We start from the raw sequence: 20,670 nt of genomic DNA on the forward strand, positions 1-20,670 counted from the left end.
CCGCTCAGCCGGCGAGGGCCTCCGTCAGGCGGGCCATCGCGGCCGGGTCCGGCAGGGTCGCCAGCGTGTCGACGACCTTGCCGCTCGCGAACTCCCGCTGTGCGGGGGTCACATCCGGATCGACGGCGCACTCCGCCTGGACGTACACGAAGTTCAGGGCGGTGGCGAAGAGCATCGAGAACGAGTCCAGGCCCGTGATCCGCGCCGGGCCTCCCGCGTCGCGGTAGGCGTGTACGAGCAGCCGGGCGGCGTCGGCCGAGAAGTCGTTTCCGCCCACCCACATGAAGAGGGCGCGCGCGAGTTCACGGTCCGCCGCGACGGGGCCGGCGTTGTCCCAGTCGACGAGGGTCGGACCGGCAGGCCCGACCAGTACGTTCTGGGGCTGCATGTCGAGATGCGAGATCACCACGCCGTCCGGGCCCGACCGTGTGACATGCCGTGCCGGCTCCCGCATCCGGGTGTCGAGGAACCGGCCCAGCTCGTCCGACCAGGCGACCCCGGCCTGCCGGACCTTCTTGTACAGCCCGGCCCAGTCGGTCTCCCGCGGACACTTCTCGTACCAGTCGTCCAGGGTCTCGGTCGTGCCCTGTCCCGCCCTGTGCAGGAGGGCCAGGGTCCTGCCGCACCAGCGCAGCAGCTCCGGGTCGGTGGGGTCCGCCTGGGTGCCGTCGACCCAGTCGTAGAGCTTCACATGGGACCCGGCGAGCCGCGAGACGTGCGCGCCGTCGCGGTCGGGCATCAGCCGTGGCGCGGAGATGCCCAGCTTTTCCGAGGCGTCGCGCAGGGCGGCCTCGCGCTGGACCTGATCCTCGTCGCAGCCGAACAGCAGCTCCTTCACCGCCCAGGACGTCCGGGGCCCCGACAGCTTCCAGATCTGCCCCAGTGCGCCCCGGGTGACGGGGGTGATCTTCCACGGTCCGTCACCGAGTGCGTAGGTCTCTGCGATCAAGTCCGCGGCGCTCTGCATGGTGGTCCTCTCCACGATCCCGGGCATCCAAGATCGCAGGGAGGCCGGCTGTGCGTCGAACGGTTTGTCGCTCCATCGGAACCGGCGGAGCGGGCGGTGAAACCGCCCACTCCGCCTCCGTCATCCGGCGCCGATCGTCATCGGCACCTTGCCAACAGGCACCGACAGCGGCGTCCGCGCCTTTCGCCCCACTGCGGCTACGGCGTCCCGTCGGGGTGATGGAAGTTGACCCTCTCCCTGGTGACCGGGTAGCCGACCTTGGCGAAGTGCGCCGCCATGGGGTGGTTTCCCCGGTCCGTCGCGGCGACGATCCGGTCGGCGCCGTGTTCGACGAGGAAGTGGGTGCACTCGACCAGCAGGTCGTGGGCGTATCCGTGGCCGCGCTGTTCGGGTACGACGCCGATGAAACCGACGACCGGGGACTGGAAGTTGCGTGCCGGGACGTGGATGCCCACGAGGTCGCCGTCCTTCGTCCGGGCGACCTGCCACCACTCGCGCGGGGACGGGCACCAGCGGAAGAAGTCGAGCTCTTCCTGGGCCGCCTTGTCGAGACCTCCCTCGGCAATGGCTTTCAGGGAGTGGGCGTCGAGCGTGACGGAGTGGATGCGGCGCAGCGCCTCGAAGAACACCGCGTCGTCGGGTTCGGGGGCGAAGACGAGCCGTCCCGGCCGCTCGGGCAGACCGCATTCAGGGGTCCACACGTAGGTGAAGCGTTCGACCAGGAGCTCGTACCCGGCCGCCCGCGCGGCGCCGAAGCGGGCCTCGACGGCGGTGCGCAGCGCCGGGTCGTCACGCCAGCCGGCCGGGAGACTGAAGTCGATGTCGACGCGCCAGGGCGCGCTGCGCAGGAGTTCGGCGGCGGCTTCCACCTCTGCGTCCGCCATGTCGAGCCGGTCGACGCACAGCGGCTCGGTGTCGTCGGGGCCGCCCCACCAGGCCGCGCGGGCGACGATCCGGCCGTCGCGCAGCGCCACCCGCTGCCAGTCGGGGCGGTGCCGGGTCAGCGGGTGCGCCGCTCGTACACCGAGCGGGTCGGGCAGGGAGTCGAACTCGTGGGCGCTGCTCTCGTCGAGCGAGCGGATGACCAGACCGGTCATGGATTCCTCCGGGATGCATGCTGCGTGGAGCGCTCCCGGGAGACTCAGTCGCGCACGCCCGGGGCGACGGGAAGGGAGCGCTGGATGTCGATGAACTGCATGGCACTCGCCTCCTTTCGCCGGGTCGTGTGGCGTGACGGGGACACGCTAGGAGAGCGGGGCGGGGGCGTCCAGTGAATTTCCGGGAGGGTGGGCGGTTTCTCGGGTGCGGACACGGAACGCGAGGCTCGACGAGGGTCGGCTCGCGAGGTCTCTCGGCCGGAGCCGGTGTCCCGGGTGGCAGGCTCGGCGTGCGAGGCGTGGCCCCTCGTAGGAGCGTGGAGGCGTGGGAAAGGCGCGTGTCGTGCGGGGCCCTCGGGACGGGGAGCGGCGTGGGTGGCTGCACGGGGCGCCGCCGCCCGGGTGGGTGCGGGTGCTGCCGGTCGCGCTGCTGGGCGGGGTGTGCGCGGCGACGCTGGCCAGCCCCGATCCGCTCGACATCGGGTTCCTGCTGGGTGCCATTCCGCCGCTGGCGGTGCTGTCGTACGGGCCGGCGGCCACCGCGGTGCTCGGCGGCCTCGTCGTGGCCGTGCTGGTCGTGCCGGCGTTCCGGCTCGACGACCCCGGCAGCACCGATCTGCTGACCGTGGGCTTCGTGGCGGCACTGAGCGTGCTCGTGTCGTTCGTCCGGAGCCGGCGTGACGCCCAGCTGGTCACCGAGCGGGCGGTCGCGGAGGCCGCCCAGCGCGCGGTCGTGCCGCCGCTGCCGGAGCGGGTGGGGGCGGTGCGCTGCGCGGGCCTTTACCGGGCGGCGCAGCGCGGGACCCTGGTCGGCGGGGACTTCTTCGACGTACGCCCCTCGCCGCACGGGGTGCGCGCGGTGATGGGTGACGTGCAGGGGCACGGGCTGTCCGCCGTCGCCACGGTCGCGTCGCTGCTGGGTGCGTTCCGGGAGGCGGTGCTGGACCAGCCGGACCCGGAGTCGGTGGCCTCGCGTCTCGATCGCCGGCTGGTCGTGGACTCGGCGGACGTGCCGCACGCCGAGTTGTTCGCGACGGCCGTGCTGCTGGAGTTCACCGCCGACGCGCATGCCGTGCGGATCGTGGTGTGCGGTCATCCGGCGCCCGTGCTGCTGCGGGACGGGCGGGCCGTCGAGCTGGACGTCACGGCGGGTGTGCCGCTGGGGCTGGGGCTGGCGGGGGCCGGTGTGCCGCGGGGGCTCACCGTGCCCCTGCGGCCGGGCGACCGGCTCTTCCTCGCGTCCGACGGGGTGTCCGAGGCGAGGGGGCCGAGCGGGGCGTTCTACCCGCTGCTCGACCGGCTCCCCGCGTTCGCCGGGGACGAGCCCGCGGTCATGGTGGAGCGCGTGTGGCACGACCTGACCGGCCACTGCGGGACCGTCCCGGACGATGTCACCATGCTCGTCCTCAGCCCTGTCTGACCTCGGCCCGCGCCGCCGGTCCGGCGACCGCCTCCCGGTGCTCCCCCTCGGCGTCGATGTGCGGCAGCAGCCGGTCCAGCCACCGCGGCGTCCACCAGGCGTGCCGGCCCAGCAGCACCATGACCGCGGGCACCATGAGCAGCCGTACGACGGTCGCGTCGATCAACACGCTCACGGCGAGCCCCAGTCCGAGCATCTTGACCACGACGTTGTCGCTGACGATGAACGCGGCGAACACGCTCACCATGATCAGCGCCGCGCACGTGATGACCCGGGCGGTGATCTCCAGCGCGTGGGCGACCGAGGCCTTCGCGTCCCCGGTGCGCACCCAGGCCTCGTGCACCCGGGAGAGCAGGAAGATCTCGTAGTCCATGCTCAGCCCGAAGATGATCGCGAACATCATCATCGGCACATAGCTCTCGATGGGCACCTTGCCCGACACTCCGAGCGCGGGCCCGCCCCAGCCCCACTGGAAGACGGCGACGACGACCCCGTAGGAGGCGGCGATGGACAGCACGTTGAGGACGGCCGCCTTGATCGCGACGAGCAGGCCGCGGAAGACCGCGAGGATGATCAGGAAGGCCAGCGCGACGACCACGCCGATGATGAGGGGCAGCCGGCTGGAGACGATGTCGCGGAAGTCGACCTGGGCCGCCGTCGTGCCGGTGACATAGCCCTTGGCGTCGGTACCGGAGACCGCGGCGGGCAGGGTGTCGTCGACCAGCCGGTTGGTCAGGTCCGTCGTGGCGGCGCTCTGCGGGGACGTCTTCGAGTAGACGGTGCCGATCAGGACGTCGCCGTCCTTCGTGGGCGTCAGCGGGGTGACGGCGGCCGCGCCGGAGACGCCGTCGAGGGTCTTGCCGGCCTGGTCGGCGAGGGCGGAGCGTGCGGAGTCGGGGACGGAGCTCTGGTCGATGACGACGGTGAGCGGGCCGTTGGAGCCGGGCCCGAACGCGTCGGTCATGAGGTCGTAGGCGCGCCGGTCGGTGAAGGAGGTGGGGTCGGCGCCGTCGCCGATGTGGCCGAGCTGGATGGAGAACACCGGGATGGCGAGGACGACCACGGCCGCGACGCCCGCGGCGAGGTAGCGCAGCGGATGGTGTTCGACGCGCTGGGCGTAGCGGTGCCAGGTCCCGTGCGGGGTCGCGCCCTCCTCGGCGTCGGTCTCGGCGACGGGGCGGCGCACTCGGTAGCGGTCGACACGGGTGCCGATCAGCCCGAGCAGGGCCGGGACCAGGGTGAGCGCGCCGAGGACAGCGGAGACGACTGTGACGGCCGCGGCGAGCCCCAGTTTGCCGATGAAGCTGACGCCGGAGGCGGACAGGCCCGCGAGCGCGACGATGACCGTGCAGCCGGAGACCAGTACCGCGCGGCCGCTGGTGGCGGCGGCCCGGCCCGCCGCGGTGACCGGGTCGGCGCCGTTCATGAGGTGCTGCCGGTGACGGGTGATCAGGAACAGTGCGTAGTCGATACCGACGCCGAGTCCGATCATCGTGGCCAAGGTGGGCGAGACGGTCGCGAAGGTGAACGCCGCTGCGAGCAGTCCGAGACAGGCGAGCCCGCCGATCACACTGATCAATGCGGTCACCAGGGGCAGTCCGGCGGCGATCGCACTGCCGAAGCCCACGAGCAGCACGACGATCGCCACCGCGAAACCGATCAGTTCGCTCACCCGGTCGTCGGCGGCGGGCCGCGCCAGCTCGCCGAGCGGTCCGCCGTACTCGACGTCGGCGCCGGCCGCCCGCAGCGGCTGCACGGCCTTGTCCACGCCGGGCAGGTAGTCGTCGCCGAGGGTGGAGGGCTGGACGTCGAAGCGGACGGTGACGTACGCCGTCCGCGCGTCGGAGGACAGCGGGCCGACGGGCGTCGCGGTGGCGGTCAGCGGGTTCTGGACGGCCAGGACGTGCGGAAGCTTCTGGAGGTCGGCGACGGTCGTCGACATCTGGGAGTCCAGCGCGGTGAGGGCCTTGTCCGCGTCGTGGACGACGATCTGGCTGCTGTAGCCGCCGGCCGCCGGGTCGTGCTTCTTCAGGACGTCGAGGCCCTGCTGGGACTGCACGTCGGGCAGTGAGAAGTTGTCCTGGTACTCCCCGCCGACGGACCGGTTCAGGGTCTGGAGCGCGACGAGGGCGACGAGCCAGGCGACGATGACGATCACGAAGTGGCGGGCGCACCACTCGCCCAGCCGTCGCAGTCCCCCGGTGGCGGCGGTCCCCCCGGTCCCCCCAGTCCCCCCAGTCCCCCCGTCCTGCGCTGCACTGCGGGTGGGTGACATGGCCTTGACCTTCGCTCGCTACCCCCATTAGACGCCCGCACGATCACCCCGGCATCCCGGGCGCGGCCCGCTCCGGATGCACGCGGCGCCCGGCGGGTTAATGGTGATATCGGACCCGATGACGATCCGAGGAGCAGAGATCATGCCGACGTCACAGCCCGACGCGTCCGGGCCGTCCGAGGACCGCGCCACCCCGGACGCCCTGCTCCACACCCGTACCGGCACCGAGGTGTCGCCCGAGGACGTGGTGCTTGCCGCAGGCAGGGACCTGACCCCGCGGAACCTGGAGTGGGCCAGGCGCAAGCTGGAGGCCGAGGGGCCCGCCGCCCTGGAGAAGCTGCTGCCCTAGGGCCCGTCCGGCGGGTCGTGCCGGCGCAGCGGGCCCCGGGCCTGTAGGGCCGCGGGCCCGTCACTCCGGCGCGCCCGCCCCCGCGTCCGCGTCCGCTCCCGGCTGCCCGGGCTCGGGCTCGTCGAGGCACAGCACCGGGACCCGCTGGACGAGGTTGTTGGCGAAGCCGCCCCGGTTCCACGGTTGTTCGAGTGGCTGGGTGTGTCCTTCGGCGTCGGTGGCCCGCGCGCTCAGCACATGCTCGCCGGGCGTCGCCGTCCAGCCGGCACGCCACCGGCGCCATGCCCAGCGATGCCCGCCGTCCGGCTCCAGCGCGGCCTCGTGCCAGCTGTGCCCGTCGTCCGTGCTCACCTCGACCCGGGTCACCGGGGCCCGTCCGGACCAGGCGCGCCCCTCCAGCTCGATGGGGCCGGGCCGGACCACCCGGGTGCGGGACATGAAGTCCGGGAAGCCCGGCGGCACCAGCAGGGCGCGCGGCACGATCCGGGTGACGGGTTCGCCCACGTCCTCGGGCCGCGCCCGCAGCCGGTAGGCCACCGCCTGCTGGAATCCGGTGAACTGCGTGTCGGTGACGGTCACTTCGCGCAGCCACTTCACGTGTGCCATGCCGTACCAGCCGGGCACGACCAGGCGCAGCGGACGCCCGTGCTGGGGCGGCAGCGGGGCGCCGTTCATGGCGTATGCCACCAGTACCTCGGGATCGGCGCCCAGGGCGGTGTCGACGGGCAGGGCGCGCTGGTAGTCCTGTTCGACGCCGCGTTCCACGCCGTGGTCGGCGCCGGTGAAGACGACGTCGACGGCTCCGGGCCCGACGCCGGCCTCTTCGAGCAGCCGCCGCAGGGGGACGCCCGTCCACTCGGCGGTGCCGACCGCCTCGACGAGCCAGGGCTGGCTCACCGGGCGGGGCGTGAGCAGGGCGCGTCCGTTGCCCGCGCACTCCAGCGTGACGCGGGTGGTGACCGGCGCAAACGCCCGCAGGTCGGCCAGGTCCAGGCGGAGCGGGCGGCGGACCAGGCCGCCGAGGGTGAGCTGCCACTCCGTGTCGTCGGGGACGTACGGAATGTCGTAGTGCGTCAGTACGTAGTGCAGGCCCGGCGGGGTGACGTCGTGGCGCAGGGTCTCCAGCGGCAGGCCGTGGTTGCGGGTGGCGAGGGCGAGTTCGTCCCGGCCGATGCCCTCGTCGGGGGCGGCCAGCCGGGCGGGTGCGCTCGCGTCACCGAGTCGATGCCCCATGACTCCAGTGTGGCGCCGTGAGCCAACGCTCGCACGGTGTCCACCGGTTCACCCTTTCGAATCCGGGCCTCGGACTGTCAGACTGCGGAGGGTGCCCGACTTCGACATGCTCGTCATCGGATCCGGTCCGGGTGGCCAGAAGGCCGCCATCGCCGCGGCCAAGCTGGGCCGCCGCGTGGCCATCATCGACCGCCCCGACATGGTCGGCGGGGTCTCCATCCACACCGGCACCATTCCCTCCAAGACCCTGCGCGAGGCGGTGCTGTACCTCACCGGTCTCACCCAGCGCGATCTGTACGGCCAGAGCTACCGCCTCAAGGAGGACATCACCGTCTCCGATCTGACCGCCCGCACCCAGCATGTGGTCGGTCGTGAGGTCGACGTCATCCGCAGCCAGCTCGCCCGCAACCACATCGCCCTGTACGCCGGGACCGGCCGCTTCGTCGACGCCCACACGGTGGCGCTGCGCGAGGTGACCGGGCATGACCGGCTGCTCAGCGCCGAGCACATCGTGATCGCCACCGGCACCCGGCCCGCGCGGCCGGACAGCGTCGAGTTCGACGGGCGGACGATCATGGACTCGGACAACGTCCTCGCCCTGGAACGGGTTCCGCGGTCCATGGTCATCGTCGGTGCCGGAGTCATCGGCATGGAGTACGCGTCCATGTTCGCCGCGCTCGGCAGCAAGATCACCGTGGTGGAGAAGCGGGCCGGGATGCTCGACATGTGCGACATCGAGGTGATCGAGTCGCTCAAGTACCACCTGCGGGATCTCGCCGTGACCTTCCGCTTCGGGGAGACGGTGGCCGCGGTCGAGCGCCACCCGCGCGGCACGCTCACCATCCTGGAGAGCGGCAAGAAGATCCCCGCCGACACCGTCATGTACTCGGCGGGCCGGCAGGGTCTCACCGACGAACTCGACCTCGACAAGGCGGGTCTGACGGCGGACCGGCGGGGCCGGATCACGGTCGACGAGTTCTACCGCACCGAGGTGCCGCACATCTACGCGGTCGGCGATGTCATCGGGTTCCCGGCGCTGGCCGCGACCTCGATGGAGCAGGGGCGTTCGGCGGCCTACCACGCCTGTGGTGAACCGGTCGGCAGGATGCACCAGTTGCAGCCGATCGGCATCTACACCATCCCGGAGATCAGCTTCGTGGGCCGGACGGAGGATCAACTCACCGAGGAGAGCGTGCCTTTCGAGGTCGGTATCTCCCGCTACCGTGAACTGGCCCGCGGGCAGATCATCGGCGACTCGCACGGCATGCTGAAGCTGCTCGTCTCCCCCGAGGACCGCTCCCTGCTCGGCGTGCACTGCTTCGGCACCGGGGCGACCGAGCTGATCCACATCGGGCAGTCCGTGATGGGGTGCGGCGGAACGGTGGACTATCTCGTCGATGCGGTGTTCAACTACCCGACGCTCGCCGAGTCCTACAAGATCGCGGCTCTCGACGCCACGAACAAGCTGCGCCAGATCGACCGCATCGGAGACTGACCCAGGGTCGACAACGGCCTTGACCTGCGGTGGAGTTGGATGCGGGAGATTACCCTCCGGTCAATCTTGAAAGGGGTTCCGGTAGGGCTATCATCACTCGCACACACGGTGTGACCGTCTGCCGACGCGACGCTGAACGGTGTCCGCCGCCCCCCATGTGCCGTCCCGGGCCGAGGCCATCCTCCCTCGGTCCGAGGCGGGTCCACCCCCCACTCCTTTACGTCGTCGAGGCCTGGTCGTCCTCGCGCCGTGCAAGACGGAAAGCAGTTCGGCATGAGCTACCACAGGGGCAGAGGGCTGCAGGCCGGCGCCCTCGGCACGTTCGACACAGTGGTGATGGCGGTGGCGGGCAGTGCCCCGGCCTACTCGATCGCCGCCACCACCGCGGTGCTCGTCGGCTCGGTGGGCCTGGCCAGCCCGGCCGCGCTGCTGTACTGCGCGATCCCGATGCTGGGCATCGCGCTGGCGTTCAGCTATCTCAGCCGGATCGACGTCAACGCGGGCGCCAGTTACTCCTGGGTGGGGCGTACGCTGCACCCGTTCCTCGGCTTCCTGAGCGGCTGGGCACTGGTGGTGTCGGCGACCATCTTCATGGTGGCCGGTTCGCTGCCGGCCGGGTCGATGACGCTGGCCCTCTTCGACGAGGGCCTCGCCGAGAACACCGCGCTGTCCACGGTGGTCGGCGCCGCCTGGTTCGTGGTGATGCTCCTGGTGGTGCTCGGCGGCGCCCGGCTCACCGTCCGCGCCCAGCTGCTGATGTCGGGCGTGGAGCTGGCGATACTGGCCCTCTTCGCGGTCCTGGCCTTCTTCCACACCGACAACGCCCGCGCCTTCGACTGGTCCTGGTTCGGCTTCGGCCAGTTCGACGGGGTCTCCGGGTTCGCGTCGGGTGCGCTGATCGCCGCCTTCTACTACTGGGGCTGGGACGTCACCAGCAACCTCAGTGAGGAGACCCGCAACAGCCGTCGTACGACGGGACTCGCGGGCCTGATCGGGGTCGGCATCGTCTTCCTGCTGTTCGAGGTGTTCACCGTCGCGGTGAACGTGGTGCTGTCCTCGACGCAGATCCAGCAGAACGACGCCAACGTCCTCGCGGTGCTGGGCGAGGAGATCTGGCCGGGCTGGGGCGGCAAGCTCCTCATCGTCGCCGTGATGCTGTCCACGATCGCCACCCTGGAGACGACGCTGATCCAGGTGACGCGCTCACTGTTCGCGATGGGCCGCGACCGGACCATGCCGTCCGCACTGGGCAAGGTGCACCGCGAGTGGAACACGCCGTGGGTAGCGATCGCCGTGGTCGGCGGGGTGGCGCTGGTGATGTTCATCGCCTCCAACGCGCTGGGCTCGGTGGGCGACATCCTCTCCGACGCGATCTCGGCGATCGGTCTGCAGATCGCCGTCTACTACGGTCTCGCGGGCCTCGCGGTGGTCGTCGCCTACCGGAGGATGCTGCTGAAGTCGGCGGCCAACCTCGTCTTCGGCGGGCTGTGGCCACTGCTGGGCGCGGTGTTCATGTTCTGGATCCTCGTCGAGTCCCTCGGTGAGCTGAGCTCCGCCTCGGTCACGATCGGCATCGGCGGGCTCGCCGTCGGGCTGATCCCGATGCTCTGGTACTGGCGGCAGGGCAGCGACTACTACCGGCCCGCGAAGCTGGACGCCGCCCGCACGGTCGAGACGGACTACGTGCCCGACCGGGCCCTGCCCGAGCAGTCCCGTGTCCACGAGGGTCTCCCCACCGACTTCTGAGGGAGACGACGATGGCGCGAGACCGCTTCGCTCCGGACTTCGACCCCGACTGCGGGGACATCCCTCTCACCACGGCCCGCCAGGACATCGTCATCGGCCGCTGGCAGGGTCTGAGGGAGCTGCTGCGCGCGACCGGCCCCAACTGGCCGGTCCGCGGCCACCGGGTCCGGCTGCTCGCCCAGGCCTGCGCGGGCAGTTCGACGGCGGAGTCCTGGCTGGCCGCCGAACCGCACGGCGCCGACGCCCTGGTGCTGCGCGCGGCGACGGAGACGGCCCGGGCGTTCAACCTGGCGATCAGCGCGGGCCGTGGCGTGCCGATCGACCAGCACCGCATCGACACGGCGGTGATGGCGTGCCTGCAGGCGGCGGACGCGTACCTGGACGACCCCACCCCGTGGATCTCCCTGATCTCGGTCGCACGGCTGTACCCGTCCGGCGTCCGCAGACAGGAACTGGCGCGCTGGTGGGACGAGTTGCACCAGCGTGACCCCTACAGCGTGGAGGGCCACCTCCAGGTGCTGCACTACTACTCGTCCCGCTGGCACGGCACCCACGGCCTGATGTACGACTTCGCCCGCGACGCGGCCGGGGTGGCGCCGCCGGGCTGCGCGCTGCCGGTGCTGGTCCAGTACGCCCGGGTCGAGGAGTACCGCTTCGCCCTGGACGCCGCCAAGGGCCGCCAGGCAGCGGTGGGGCTCGCCCAGCACTGGAACAGCGACGGCGCCGTCAGCGACGTACGCCGCACCTGGCAGCGCTGGATCGCCGGCCGCCCGGAGAGCGAGGTCGCCCCCGCCGAGCTCCGCGACCTCAACTACCTGACCCACGCGGCCTGTCTCGCGGGGCTGGCGGATGTCGCGGGCCCGCTGTTCCGGCTGCTCGGGCGGCGGGCGACCCGGACGCCCTGGTCGTACACCGGGGAGCCGGAGAAGCAGATCGTCAAGTGGCGCAAGGAGATGGGGCTGCGCGGCTGATCCGTGTCAGCGGTCGGCCAGGTCCGCGGTCCACTTCTCCTCGATGCGGCCGTACCTCCACACCAGCAGGGCGACGACCCAGGTCAGGACGAACAGGCCGACGACGGCGAAGCCGAGGGTGCCCAGGTCGAGGCCGGAGATCCAGTTCCAGAAGGGGCCGTGCAGGTGCGCCTTCTCCGCGATCAGGCCGAGCAGTTCGACCGTGCCGATGAGGAGGGCGACCGCGACCGAGAGGCCGGTGACGGTGAGGTTGTAGTAGACCTTGCGGACCGGCTTGGAGAAGGCCCAGCCGTAGGCGAAGTTCATGAAGGTGCCGTCGATCGTGTCCAGCAGGGACATGCCGGCGGCGAAGAGGACGGGCAGGCACAGGATCGCGTACCAGGGCAGGCCGGACGCGGCGCCCGAACCGGCGAGGACCAGCAGGGCGACCTCGGTGGCGGTGTCGAAGCCGAGGCCGAAGAGCAGGCCGAGGGGGTACATCTGCCAGGCCTTGGTGATGGACTTCATGACCCGGCCCAGCAGTCGGTTCATGAAGCCGCGGTTGTTCAGCTGCTCCTCCAGCGCCGCCTCGTCGAAGTGCCCCGAGCGCATCCGGCGGAACACCTTCCAGATGCCCGCCAGAATCACGAGGTTGATGCCGGCGATGGCGTACAGGAACACTCCGGAGACCGTCGTGCCGATCAGGCCGGTGATGTCGTGGAGTCCTGAGCCGTCGTCGCGGACGGGGCCCGCGAGGGCCTTCACGCCGAGGGAGAGCAGCAGGGCCAGGGCGAAGACGACGCTGGAGTGGCCGAGGGAGAACCAGAACCCCACCGACAGGGGCCGCTGCCCCTCCCCCATCAGCTTGCGGGTGGTGTTGTCGATGGCCGCGATGTGGTCGGCGTCGAAGGCGTGCCGCATGCCGAGGGTGTAGGCGGTCACGCCGATGCCGATGCCGAAGGACTTCTCGCCGATGCTGTAGTGCCCGGGCGCCACGAGGGCGACGAGCGTGAACCAGCCGATCACGTGCAGGGCGACGACGAACGCGGCCATCCCGCCGACCCTGATCCACTCCTGACGCGTCATCGAGCCGCGGACGCGGGACCAGAACGGAGCGGAGTCAGGGGCGGCCGTCATACGGGGAGGATCTTTCGTTCGGTCGTACGGCCGCACACCGCAGCCTTGTGCCATCCTGCGGCACCTGCAACTCATGTGCAGTAAAGGCCGTGACAGATCTTCCCCACGGGAGGGGAAAGTCCGCGGTCAGGACACCGTCAGGGCGTGGCCGTCGGGCCGTCCGGGCGGCTGCGGCGCTGTTCGACCATCACCCGGGTCAGTTCCTCGGTCTCCGGTTCGGGCAGCCGCTCGAAGCCGTCCTCGGTGATGACCGAGACGATCGGGAAGATCCGCCGGCTGATGTCGGGGCCGCCGGTCGCGGAGTCGTCGTCCGCGGCGTCGTAGAGGGCCTGGAGGGCGGCGAGCGCGGCGTCGCGCCGGGACATGCCCTTGTGGAAGAGCTTCTTCAGGGCGCCCCGGGCGTAGGGCGAGCCGGAGCCCTCGGCGTGGAAGTCGGTCTTCTCGTAGAGGCCGCCGGCGACGTCGAAGCTGAAGATGCGGCCCTGCTCGCCGTCCGGGGCGGTGTGGTCGTAGCCGGTGAGGAGGGGGACGACGGCGAGGCCCTGCATGGCCTGGCCCAGGTTCTGCCGGATCATGCCCGCCAGGCGCCGGGCCTTGGCGTTGAGGGTCATCGGGACGCCCTCGATCTTCTCGAAGTGCTTGAGCTCGACCTGGTACAGCTTCACCATGTCCAGCGCGAGCCCGACGGTGCCCGCGAAGGCGACGGCCGTGTGGTCGTCGGCCGGGTGCACCTTCTCCAGGTCGCGCTGGGCGATGAGGTTGCCCATGGTGGCCCTGCGGTCGCCGGCGATCATCACACCGTCGCGGTAGGCGAGGGCCAGCACGGTGGTGCCGTGCGGGAAGGCGTCGGGTGCGGCGCGCACGCCGTCGGGGAAAGGCCTGCGGGTGGGGAGCAGTCCGGGCCGGTGGGCGGCGAGGAACTCGGTGAAGGACGAGGTCCCGGGAGTGAAGAACTCCTCCCCCAGCCGCCCGCCCCGCTCACTGTCCGTCATGGCGTTCCCCCTCGTCTGCCCGGGCCGACATCCGAGTCCTACCTGGAGCGGCTGCGCGGGAAACACGCGATCGTCGTCACAACTGCCGCCGTGGACCGTCCCGCCCCGCTCACAGCGCCTTGCGCCGCACCAGCACCCCGAGCACCACGAGGCCCGGAACCAGCGGCAGCCACACCGTCAGGAGGCGGTAGCCGAGCACGGCGGAGGCCGCCGCGGTGGCCGGGGCGCCCGAGGCGGTGAGGGCGAGCGCCAGGGCCGCGTCGAGGGAGCCGAAGCCGCCCGGGGTGGGCAGCAGGGCGGCGGCGCTGCTGGCGGCGAGATAGAGCAGCGCCACCCGGGCCGGCGGCAGCGACAGGGCCACGGCCTGGGTGACGGCGATCAGGACGAGGGCGTGCAGCGCGGCGAAGGCGAGCGAGCCGCCCCAGAGGGCCGCCGCCCGGGACGGGTTGGCGTGGACGGCCCTGATGTCGGCGACCACGGCGGCCAGCGCGCGCCGGCATCGCGACCAGGCGAGCACGACGGCCACCCCGACGGCCGCGGCGAGCAGGGCGAGGAGCACGCCCGCCGAGAGCCGTGGCATCCGCAGGACGCCGGGGCAGGCCACCGTGAGCGCGACGATCAGGACGGCGCGGACGGCCACTCCGGCGGTGCCCTTCACGGCGAGGGCGCTCGCCGCGCGGCAGGCCGGCAGCCCGCACCGCATGAGGAAGCGGAGGTTGACCGCGCCCGCGCCGAGTCCGGCGGGCAGCACATGGTTGGCGGCGCAGGCGGCGAACTGGGCGGCCACGAGCCGCCCTTGGGGCAGCCGCCGCACCACCGCGCCCTGCTGGGCCAGCGCCGCGCAGACCCAGGTCGCGGCGGCGGCCGTGGCCCCCACCAGCAGCCAGCCCTGGTCGGCGACGGCGAGCCGCACGGCTCCCTGTTCCAGCACCGGCCAGTGCCGCCGGGCGAGACAGACCGCGCCGATCAGCACGACGAGGGAGAGCGCGCCGTGCCAGTAGACGCGTCTTCGGCCGGGGGCGGCGACGACAACCGGTTCGGACGTCATGGGCCGCCGCCGTCCGCCACGGGGCCGACCCGTACATCGAGCCCGTTCAGCCGGTACGGGGTCCAGTCGTGGGCGTACCCGGCGGGACGGCTGTCCGGGTAGACGAGGTGGGCGACGGGGATCCGGCGGGCGGTGTCCTCGATCTCGGCCGCCGTGGAGTTGGTGTTGGGGCCCTTCACGGCAGCGGAGGAGCAGCCGGTGTAGTACGCGATGGGCAGCGCCTCGTACCCGGTGAGCACGCACGGCGGGCTGACGCCCACGCGGTGGAGTTCGGCGGCCGTCCGCTCCCAGGCCTCGCGGTCGGTGGTGGAGCGGGTGACGACGCGGTCGACGACGGCGTACTGCACGGCCAGGTGCGCGGCCAGCCCGAGCGCGACGAGGGCCGTGGCCATCGGCCGCCATCGGCCGCCGGGCGCGGTCACGAGCCGGAGCAGCCCGTCGGCGACGGGGATCGCGGCCAGGGCGTAGGCGGGCAGCAGGAAGCGGGGAGCCGCGTATCCGATCAGGAACAGGTAGGGGAACGCCGCCGTGGTGGCGCAGAGCAACGGGATCAGGCTCTGCGCGGTGCGCCGGGCGCGGACGGCGACGACCAGGCCGAGGACGGCGAGCAGCGGGAGGACCACCCACCACACGGTCAGCGCGGGATGGGGCATCTCACCGGTGCACGGGCGGCACAGGGTGCGGCCGACCTGGCTCTTCATCTGGTCGTCGACGGCGAGGTTCCAGCCGAGTCCGCCCTGTATGCGCGAGCCGTCGTGCAGCCGCTGCGCCAGGCCGCCGTATCTCAGATACGCCTCGATCACCCACTGGGCGGCGCCGAGGACGAGCCCCGCGACGAGGCCGCCGAGCAGCCGCCACCGCCGGCCCACGACCGTGAGGACGAGGAGGGGCGCCGTCACCCAGACGGCGTCGGTGGGCCGCATCAGTGCCATCAGGGCGGCGCCCGCCAGCACGCCCCACACGCGGCCCTTCAGGAAGCAGCCCACGGCGACCAGGGCGCCGATCGCCACCCAGTAGTTGGGCATGGCCTGCGGACCGTAGTAGAGCGTCACCCACAGGGACGCGAAGAGTGCCCCGGCGCCCGCGAGGACGCGCGCGGGGAAGACACCGCGCCAGACGCGCAGGGCGAGGTAGAGGGCGAGTCCGGACAGGACGGCGAGGTAGATCCGCAGCAGCGGCGTGGACGTCGACCAGGACGCGACCGGCGCCACCAGCAGGGACACGCCACGCGCGCGTGGGGCGCTGAAGTAGGAGGCCGGGGCCTGGGCGCCGACCTGGCTGACGTACACGGTCTCGTCCCAGCCGAGGCCCATCCCGGGCCGTACGAGCGCCAGCTGGGCGAGGACGAACGCGCCGGCCACGCCGGCGAGCAGGGCGTCTGCGCGCGTCCGCCGGAGCCTGCCGGGCGCGGCCGCCGCCTCGTGCCGTCGCACGCCCATCAGTACGGCGTTCCCGCCCTGCGTCATCGTCCACCCCTCACCCCTACGCGCCGTGGCGCTCCTGAGATCCCACGGCTTTGAGCTGGGGAATTACAGAAAACACGGACAAACTAACCCGTGTCCTGTCGGTGCGCAGCGCGAAGTTCGGCCAGGTGCCTGATATTTCGTCCGATTATCGGCACAACTGTTGCGCCCATCGTGCGTCAGTCGCGCGTCAGTCGTGCGGGAACGAGTGGTGCTCGTGGGCGACGAGCCAGCGGCCGCCCTCCTTGCGCAGACCGAAGGTCAGGCGCAGCCGCAGGGCGGGGTGTGCCGCGAGTTCCTCGGGGGTCGCGCAGCGCAGGAGGGCGTGGGCGTAGGCGACGTCGGAGCCGGCGGTGACGTCGAGGGTCTCGATGTCGAAGCAGGCGCCCTGGGCCTGCCAGGCGAAGAAGGGCGGCCAGGCGGCGCCGTAGGCGTCGAGTCCGTGGATGCCGTGGTGGGGCGGCGGGACGTCGTACATGACGATGTCCTCGGCGTGCCCGGCGAGCACGCCGGCGAGGTCGCCCCGGTGCACGGCGTCGGCCCAGGCGGTGATGAGGGTGCGGATCTGCGCGGCGTCGTCGGACACGGTGGCGGCTCCCTCCTCGGTCCCCTCGCCATCCTCCCCGCCGCCCCGGGCCCCCGCGCGGCGGCGGGTGTCACACTCTGCGTGTGCCCCTGACATTCGACGACCTGCTGCTGCGCGCCCGGTCCCTCCGGCGGGGCGGGCGCGGACGCGCCGTGCTCGGCATCGCGGGCAGCCCCGGTGCGGGCAAGACGACACTCGCCGAGACCCTGGTGCGCGAGCTCAACGCGAGCGGGGAGCCATGGGTCGCGCACGTCCCCATGGACGGCTTCCATCTGGCCGACGTGGAGCTGGAGCGGCTCGGCCTGCGCGACCGCAAGGGCGCGCCCGCGACCTTCGACGCGGCGGGCTACGCGGCGCTGCTGCGCCGGCTGCGCACGGAGGAGGACGGCGACGACATCGTGTACGCGCCCAGCTTCGAACGGGTGCTGGAGCAGCCCGTCGCGGGCGCCGTGCCGGTGCCGCCGTCGGCCCGGCTGGTGGTGACCGAGGGCAACTACCTGCTGCTGGACACGGGCGCGTGGGTCCGGGTGCGGCAGCAGTTGGACGAGGTGTGGTTCTGCGAGGTGGACGAGCAGGAGCGGATCCGGCGGCTGGTCGCCCGGCACGAGGAGTTCGGCAAGGAGCACGAGGAGGCCGTGGCCTGGGTGCTGGGCACCGACCAGCGCAACGCCGACCTGGTCGCGGCGACGCGGGGCCGGGCGGATCTGGTCGTGCCGGTCACGGCACTCGAGGGCCGTCAGGCGGTGTCGTAGTCCCGTCTCGCCCGCTCGACCTCGTCGAGGTGGTCGGCCGACCAGTCGGCGAGGTGCGCGAAGAGCGGGGCGAGGCTGCGGCCCAGCTCGCTGATCTCGTACTCGACCCGGGGCGGGACCTCGGGGTGATAGGTGCGTACGACGAGGCCGTCGCGCTCCAGTTGCCGCAGCCGCTGGGTCAGCACCTTCGGCGTGATCTTCGTGATGCGCCGCTCCAGCTCCACGAACCGCTGCCGGCCGTGCGCGTGCAGGCTCCACAGGATCGGTGTGGTCCAGCGGCTGAACACCATGTCGACCACCGGCCCTATGGGGCAGGCGAGTTCGGGGTCGGTCGCGGCCGCGATCTCCATGCGCACATCCCTCCGGGGTAGTCACTTTCCCCTAGGTACCTACTATATCCACGGTGTTAGCGTCCCTTCGTCGGCAACAAGGCCGATTTCACAAGGGAGTTGCTCATGATCGTGGTGACGGGGGCGACGGGGAACGTCGGCCGGGAGCTCGTCCGCGCACTCGCCGGGTCCGGTGCCGAGGTGACCGCGACGTCCCGGCGGATCGCCGACGGGGACGCGCCGCAGGGGGTCCGCGCGCGGCCGGCGGATCTGGCGGACGCCGAGAGTCTCAGGGCCGTGCTCGACGGAGCCGACGCGCTCTTCCTGCATGACGGCGGTCTGTCCGCACACCATCTCGACGTTCCGCATCTCATGGACGTCGCCAAGGCCGGCGGGGTCCGGCGGGTCGTCCTGCTGTCCTCGCTGGGCGTGGTGACCAGGCCGGAGTCGGTCTCGCACGGTGGCATCGGGCGGGCCATCGACGAGGCCGTACGCCAGTCGGGCCTGGAGTGGACGATCCTGCGGCCGAACGGTTTCCACTCCAATGCGTTCGCCTGGGCCGAGTCCGTGCGCGACCGGCGCACCGTAGCCACTCCGTTCGGCGACGTCGGTCTGCCCACGGTCGACCCCGCGGACATCGCCGCGGTCGCCGCGGTGGCGCTGCGCGAGGACGGACACGCCGGACAGGCCTACGAGTTGACCGGCCCGGCCCTGGTCACGCCCCGTCAGCAGGCCGCGGCGCTCGGCACGGCGCTGGGCGAGCCGGTCCGGTTCGTCGAGCTGGGCCGGGACGAGGCCCGGAGCCACCTGCTGCGCTTCATGCCCGAGCCCGTGGCCGACACCACACTCGACGTCCTGGGCTCCCCCACCCCCGCCGAACAGCGCGTCAGCCCCGACATCGAGCGCGTCACCGGCCGCGCCCCGGGCACCTTCGCCGACTGGGCGCGACGGAACGCCGCGGCGTTCCGGTAGGACTCACCGCATGGGGCCGCCGTGGACGTTCAGGCGACGATCGTCAGCTCCGGCTCGCCGTGCGCGTCGCCGGCCGGGTCGCCGATCACCGCGGTGAACGCCTCGGTCCGGACGGTCAGCCCCTGGGGCCCGTGCTCGATCACCGGCGCGAACGCACCGCCGGGGCCGTAGCGCACGGCGAAGACATGCAGGTCCTCGGGGGCGCCCGGTACCGGGCCCGCCTCCAGCGCCGTCGAGGAGACGAGATGACGCCAGCCCAGGTCGGGGTTGCCGTAACCGCGCGGGTCCTCGGCCAGGGCGAAGGCGGCCTGCTCCTGGGTGAGCTCCGAGCGGGCGTCGAAGTGGTCGGGGCCCTCCGTGTCCGGGTGGGTCAGGCGGAGTTCGCCAGCGGCGACGGCCTGGTGCCCTGCGGTGCGGCGGACGCGGTCGCCGTCGTCGGTGGCGTACGGCATTCCGGCGAGCAGGTACGGCGTGCCGGGGAGGCGTTCCACGGCGACCGTCGTCCACAGGCTGGTGCCGTCGGTGACGTACAGGGACCGCACGTGCCGCAGGACGTGGTCGCGGCCGACGACCGGCTTGGTGACCAGTTTGGCCGCGAGGCCCTCGGCCCGGATGTCGCGGACGCGGACCTCGCCCATCGGGCGGCAGAACAGGAAGCCGTCGACGACCGGGCCGAAGCCGTGCTGGCGGTGGACGGCGGCGGGCAGGTAGTAGGTGCCGCCCGCCTCGACCACCGCCGGGGTCAGATGGCCGTCGAAGGCCACGGACACCGTGCCGGCCCGGAGTTGATGGCGGACGGGCTCGGCCGAGGGCGTGCGGTGCCAGCGCGTGGTGTCCTGGATCTGCCAGACCAGCATCCACGCGAAGTGCCCGTCGACCCTGCCGTCCTCCTGGACCGCGTGCCGGGCCCAGCGGCTGTCGCCCCGGTAGCGGCCGAGGTCGGAGCCGATGCGGGCGCCGAAGTAGCGCAGCCCCAGGACCGACTCGAAGGCGGAGTGCTGCTCGCTGTAGCGGGGGCCGCCGTTGTCGAAACCGCCGTTCGTCAGGCGGGCGTCGATGTAGCGGGCCAGGGTGTCGCCGTCCTCGGCGAAGATCTCCTCGCCGCTGATCCGGTGGGCCTGGGCGAGGAAGGACAGGGAGATCGGGCCGTAGTTGTTGTCGTAGGCGCCGCCGTGCTCGGGCGGCAGCAGGGCGCCCCGGTCGCGGACGCGGTGGGCGCGGATCTCGTCGGCGTACAGCTCGACGGCCTTCGACCGGACCGACTCCCCCTGCTCGGGCGGGAGATGACGGGCCAGCATCAGCCCGCCGACGACACACCCGATCGCCTGGTTGCCCGCCTCCTGCGGGTTGAAGAAGGTCGCCTCGGTCAGCCAGCGCCAGTATCCGCGTGCCACGTCGAGGAGTTGGGCGCGCGCCTTGTCCTCGACCAGGCCGTCGGCGAGGTCGAGCACGTTGACGGCCTGGAGCAGCGCCCACACCGTGCTCGGCCAGTCGCCGATGGGGTGGGCGCCCGCCGCGAGGGTGTAACGGGCGTACGGCAGATGGGAGTTGCGCACCTTCAGGTTGGGGTAGCCGGGGTTGTCCTCGGTGTACACCCGCTCCCGGAGGTGGAAGGCGAGGCTGCGGTTGACCGCCTCCGGCAGCCGCGGGTCCTTGCCGCGCTGCCAGTCGAGCGCGAGCAGGGAGGTGATGCCGAGCGAGGTGTCGCCGATGTCGTCGAGGGAGTCGGGGTGTTCGAGGTTGCCCTCGGGCGTGAGGCGCGCGAGGGCCTGCTCGGTGACGTCGGCGAGCACGGCGTCGTACGCCTGCGGGGTGTCCGGCAGGTCGTGCAACGGGCCGAGCTGGCGAGGGAGGTACAC

Annotated in this window: 18 protein-coding genes; 7 read left to right on the forward strand and 11 right to left on the reverse strand. The window is 72.2% G+C overall.

All coding sequences use genetic code 11. The features are described 5' to 3' along the window. Positions 1-4 precede the first annotated feature (4 nt). Entirely contained in the window at positions 5-967 is a 963-nt protein-coding gene (locus tag PH203_RS36705; protein ID WP_289925812.1) for a phosphotransferase, read from the reverse strand. A 197-nt stretch (positions 968-1,164) separates the two neighbouring features. Beyond that, the gene (locus PH203_RS36710; protein WP_289925814.1) at positions 1,165-2,064 is read right to left on the reverse strand and encodes a GNAT family N-acetyltransferase; all 900 of its coding nucleotides are present in this window, start codon (positions 2,062-2,064) and stop codon (positions 1,165-1,167) included. 325 nt (positions 2,065-2,389) lie between these two features. On the opposite strand from PH203_RS36710, the gene PH203_RS36715 reads away from it, so the two are divergent. Further along, positions 2,390-3,484, forward strand: a complete 1,095-nt coding sequence (locus tag PH203_RS36715; protein ID WP_289925816.1) for a PP2C family protein-serine/threonine phosphatase — start codon at positions 2,390-2,392, stop codon at positions 3,482-3,484. Here PH203_RS36715 and PH203_RS36720 read toward each other — a convergent pair. Continuing rightward, the gene (locus PH203_RS36720; protein WP_289925817.1) at positions 3,471-5,759 is read right to left on the reverse strand and encodes an MMPL family transporter; all 2,289 of its coding nucleotides are present in this window, start codon (positions 5,757-5,759) and stop codon (positions 3,471-3,473) included. The genes PH203_RS36715 and PH203_RS36720 overlap by 14 nt on opposite strands. Before the next feature lie 142 nt (positions 5,760-5,901). On the opposite strand from PH203_RS36720, the gene PH203_RS36725 reads away from it, so the two are divergent. After that, positions 5,902-6,108: a hypothetical protein gene (locus PH203_RS36725; protein ID WP_289925819.1), complete on the forward strand. Its 207-nt coding sequence runs from the start codon at positions 5,902-5,904 to the stop codon at positions 6,106-6,108. A gap of 60 nt (positions 6,109-6,168) precedes the next feature. Here PH203_RS36725 and PH203_RS36730 read toward each other — a convergent pair whose 3' ends face one another. Beyond that, complete coding sequence (locus PH203_RS36730) at positions 6,169-7,341, reverse strand: sulfite oxidase (RefSeq protein ID WP_289925820.1); 1,173 nt, start codon at positions 7,339-7,341, stop codon at positions 6,169-6,171. Between the two features lie 91 nt (positions 7,342-7,432). Between PH203_RS36730 and sthA the strand changes: the two genes are divergently transcribed. From sthA to PH203_RS36745, 3 genes are all read left to right on the forward strand, one after another. Then, positions 7,433-8,836 carry a Si-specific NAD(P)(+) transhydrogenase gene (sthA, locus tag PH203_RS36735; protein ID WP_289925821.1) on the forward strand — a complete coding sequence of 468 codons (1,404 nt, stop codon included), beginning with the start codon at positions 7,433-7,435 and terminating at the stop codon, positions 8,834-8,836. A gap of 273 nt (positions 8,837-9,109) precedes the next feature. Beyond that, entirely contained in the window at positions 9,110-10,582 is a 1,473-nt protein-coding gene (locus tag PH203_RS36740; RefSeq protein WP_289925823.1) for an APC family permease, read from the forward strand. Between the two features lie 11 nt (positions 10,583-10,593). Next, positions 10,594-11,553: a hypothetical protein gene (locus PH203_RS36745; protein WP_289925824.1), complete on the forward strand. Its 960-nt coding sequence runs from the start codon at positions 10,594-10,596 to the stop codon at positions 11,551-11,553. 6 nt (positions 11,554-11,559) lie between these two features. Here PH203_RS36745 and PH203_RS36750 read toward each other — a convergent pair whose 3' ends face one another. The 5 genes from PH203_RS36750 to PH203_RS36770 form a co-directional block, all read right to left on the reverse strand. Further along, positions 11,560-12,669: a HoxN/HupN/NixA family nickel/cobalt transporter gene (locus PH203_RS36750; protein WP_289925825.1), complete on the reverse strand. Its 1,110-nt coding sequence runs from the start codon at positions 12,667-12,669 to the stop codon at positions 11,560-11,562. 137 nt (positions 12,670-12,806) lie between these two features. Further along, positions 12,807-13,661, reverse strand: coding sequence for a proteasome subunit beta (prcB, locus tag PH203_RS36755; protein WP_289925826.1), 855 nt, complete (start codon positions 13,659-13,661; stop codon positions 12,807-12,809). A gap of 109 nt (positions 13,662-13,770) precedes the next feature. Continuing rightward, entirely contained in the window at positions 13,771-14,709 is a 939-nt protein-coding gene (locus PH203_RS36760) for a lysylphosphatidylglycerol synthase domain-containing protein (RefSeq protein WP_289925827.1), read from the reverse strand. After that, positions 14,706-16,175, reverse strand: coding sequence for a hypothetical protein (locus tag PH203_RS36765; protein ID WP_289925828.1), 1,470 nt, complete (start codon positions 16,173-16,175; stop codon positions 14,706-14,708). Before PH203_RS36765 ends, PH203_RS36760 begins: the two co-directional genes overlap by 4 nt. A 187-nt stretch (positions 16,176-16,362) precedes the next feature. Then, a complete protein-coding gene (locus tag PH203_RS36770) occupies positions 16,363-16,758 on the reverse strand; it encodes an SgcJ/EcaC family oxidoreductase (RefSeq protein WP_289925829.1) in 396 nt (131 codons plus the stop codon). A gap of 83 nt (positions 16,759-16,841) precedes the next feature. Here PH203_RS36770 and PH203_RS36775 point away from each other — a divergent pair, with 83 nt between their 5' ends. Next, complete coding sequence (locus tag PH203_RS36775; protein ID WP_289925830.1) at positions 16,842-17,510, forward strand: nucleoside/nucleotide kinase family protein; 669 nt, start codon at positions 16,842-16,844, stop codon at positions 17,508-17,510. Here PH203_RS36775 and PH203_RS36780 read toward each other — a convergent pair. Then, positions 17,495-17,860, reverse strand: a complete 366-nt coding sequence (locus tag PH203_RS36780) for a helix-turn-helix domain-containing protein (protein WP_289925831.1) — start codon at positions 17,858-17,860, stop codon at positions 17,495-17,497. The genes PH203_RS36775 and PH203_RS36780 overlap by 16 nt on opposite strands. A gap of 105 nt (positions 17,861-17,965) precedes the next feature. On the opposite strand from PH203_RS36780, the gene PH203_RS36785 reads away from it, so the two are divergent. Further along, complete coding sequence (locus tag PH203_RS36785; protein ID WP_289925832.1) at positions 17,966-18,811, forward strand: NAD(P)H-binding protein; 846 nt, start codon at positions 17,966-17,968, stop codon at positions 18,809-18,811. A gap of 29 nt (positions 18,812-18,840) precedes the next feature. On the opposite strand, the gene PH203_RS36790 is transcribed toward PH203_RS36785, so the two are convergent. After that, positions 18,841-20,670, reverse strand: coding sequence for a hypothetical protein (locus PH203_RS36790; RefSeq protein ID WP_289925833.1), 1,830 nt, complete (start codon positions 20,668-20,670; stop codon positions 18,841-18,843).

This window comes from Streptomyces sp. S.PB5 (assembly GCF_030403745.1).
Lineage (GTDB): Bacteria > Actinomycetota > Actinomycetes > Streptomycetales > Streptomycetaceae > Streptomyces.

Excerpts from the sequence above, each read along its gene's own strand:
- PH203_RS36780 (WP_289925831.1), bottom strand. The coding sequence starts at position 17,860 with ATGGAGATCGCGGCCGCGACCGACCCCGAACTCGCCTGCCCCATAGGG.
- PH203_RS36750 (WP_289925825.1), bottom strand. The coding sequence starts at position 12,669 with ATGACGGCCGCCCCTGACTCCGCTCCGTTCTGGTCCCGCGTCCGCGGC.
- PH203_RS36765 (WP_289925828.1), bottom strand. The coding sequence starts at position 16,175 with ATGACGCAGGGCGGGAACGCCGTACTGATGGGCGTGCGACGGCACGAG.
- PH203_RS36705 (WP_289925812.1), bottom strand. The coding sequence starts at position 967 with ATGCAGAGCGCCGCGGACTTGATCGCAGAGACCTACGCACTCGGTGAC.
- PH203_RS36785 (WP_289925832.1), top strand. The coding sequence starts at position 17,966 with ATGATCGTGGTGACGGGGGCGACGGGGAACGTCGGCCGGGAGCTCGTC.
- PH203_RS36725 (WP_289925819.1), top strand. The coding sequence starts at position 5,902 with ATGCCGACGTCACAGCCCGACGCGTCCGGGCCGTCCGAGGACCGCGCC.
- prcB (WP_289925826.1), bottom strand. The coding sequence starts at position 13,661 with ATGACGGACAGTGAGCGGGGCGGGCGGCTGGGGGAGGAGTTCTTCACT.
- PH203_RS36710 (WP_289925814.1), bottom strand. The coding sequence starts at position 2,064 with ATGACCGGTCTGGTCATCCGCTCGCTCGACGAGAGCAGCGCCCACGAG.
- PH203_RS36740 (WP_289925823.1), top strand. The coding sequence starts at position 9,110 with ATGAGCTACCACAGGGGCAGAGGGCTGCAGGCCGGCGCCCTCGGCACG.
- PH203_RS36730 (WP_289925820.1), bottom strand. The coding sequence starts at position 7,341 with ATGGGGCATCGACTCGGTGACGCGAGCGCACCCGCCCGGCTGGCCGCC.
- PH203_RS36745 (WP_289925824.1), top strand. The coding sequence starts at position 10,594 with ATGGCGCGAGACCGCTTCGCTCCGGACTTCGACCCCGACTGCGGGGAC.
- PH203_RS36720 (WP_289925817.1), bottom strand. The coding sequence starts at position 5,759 with ATGTCACCCACCCGCAGTGCAGCGCAGGACGGGGGGACTGGGGGGACT.
- PH203_RS36760 (WP_289925827.1), bottom strand. The coding sequence starts at position 14,709 with ATGACGTCCGAACCGGTTGTCGTCGCCGCCCCCGGCCGAAGACGCGTC.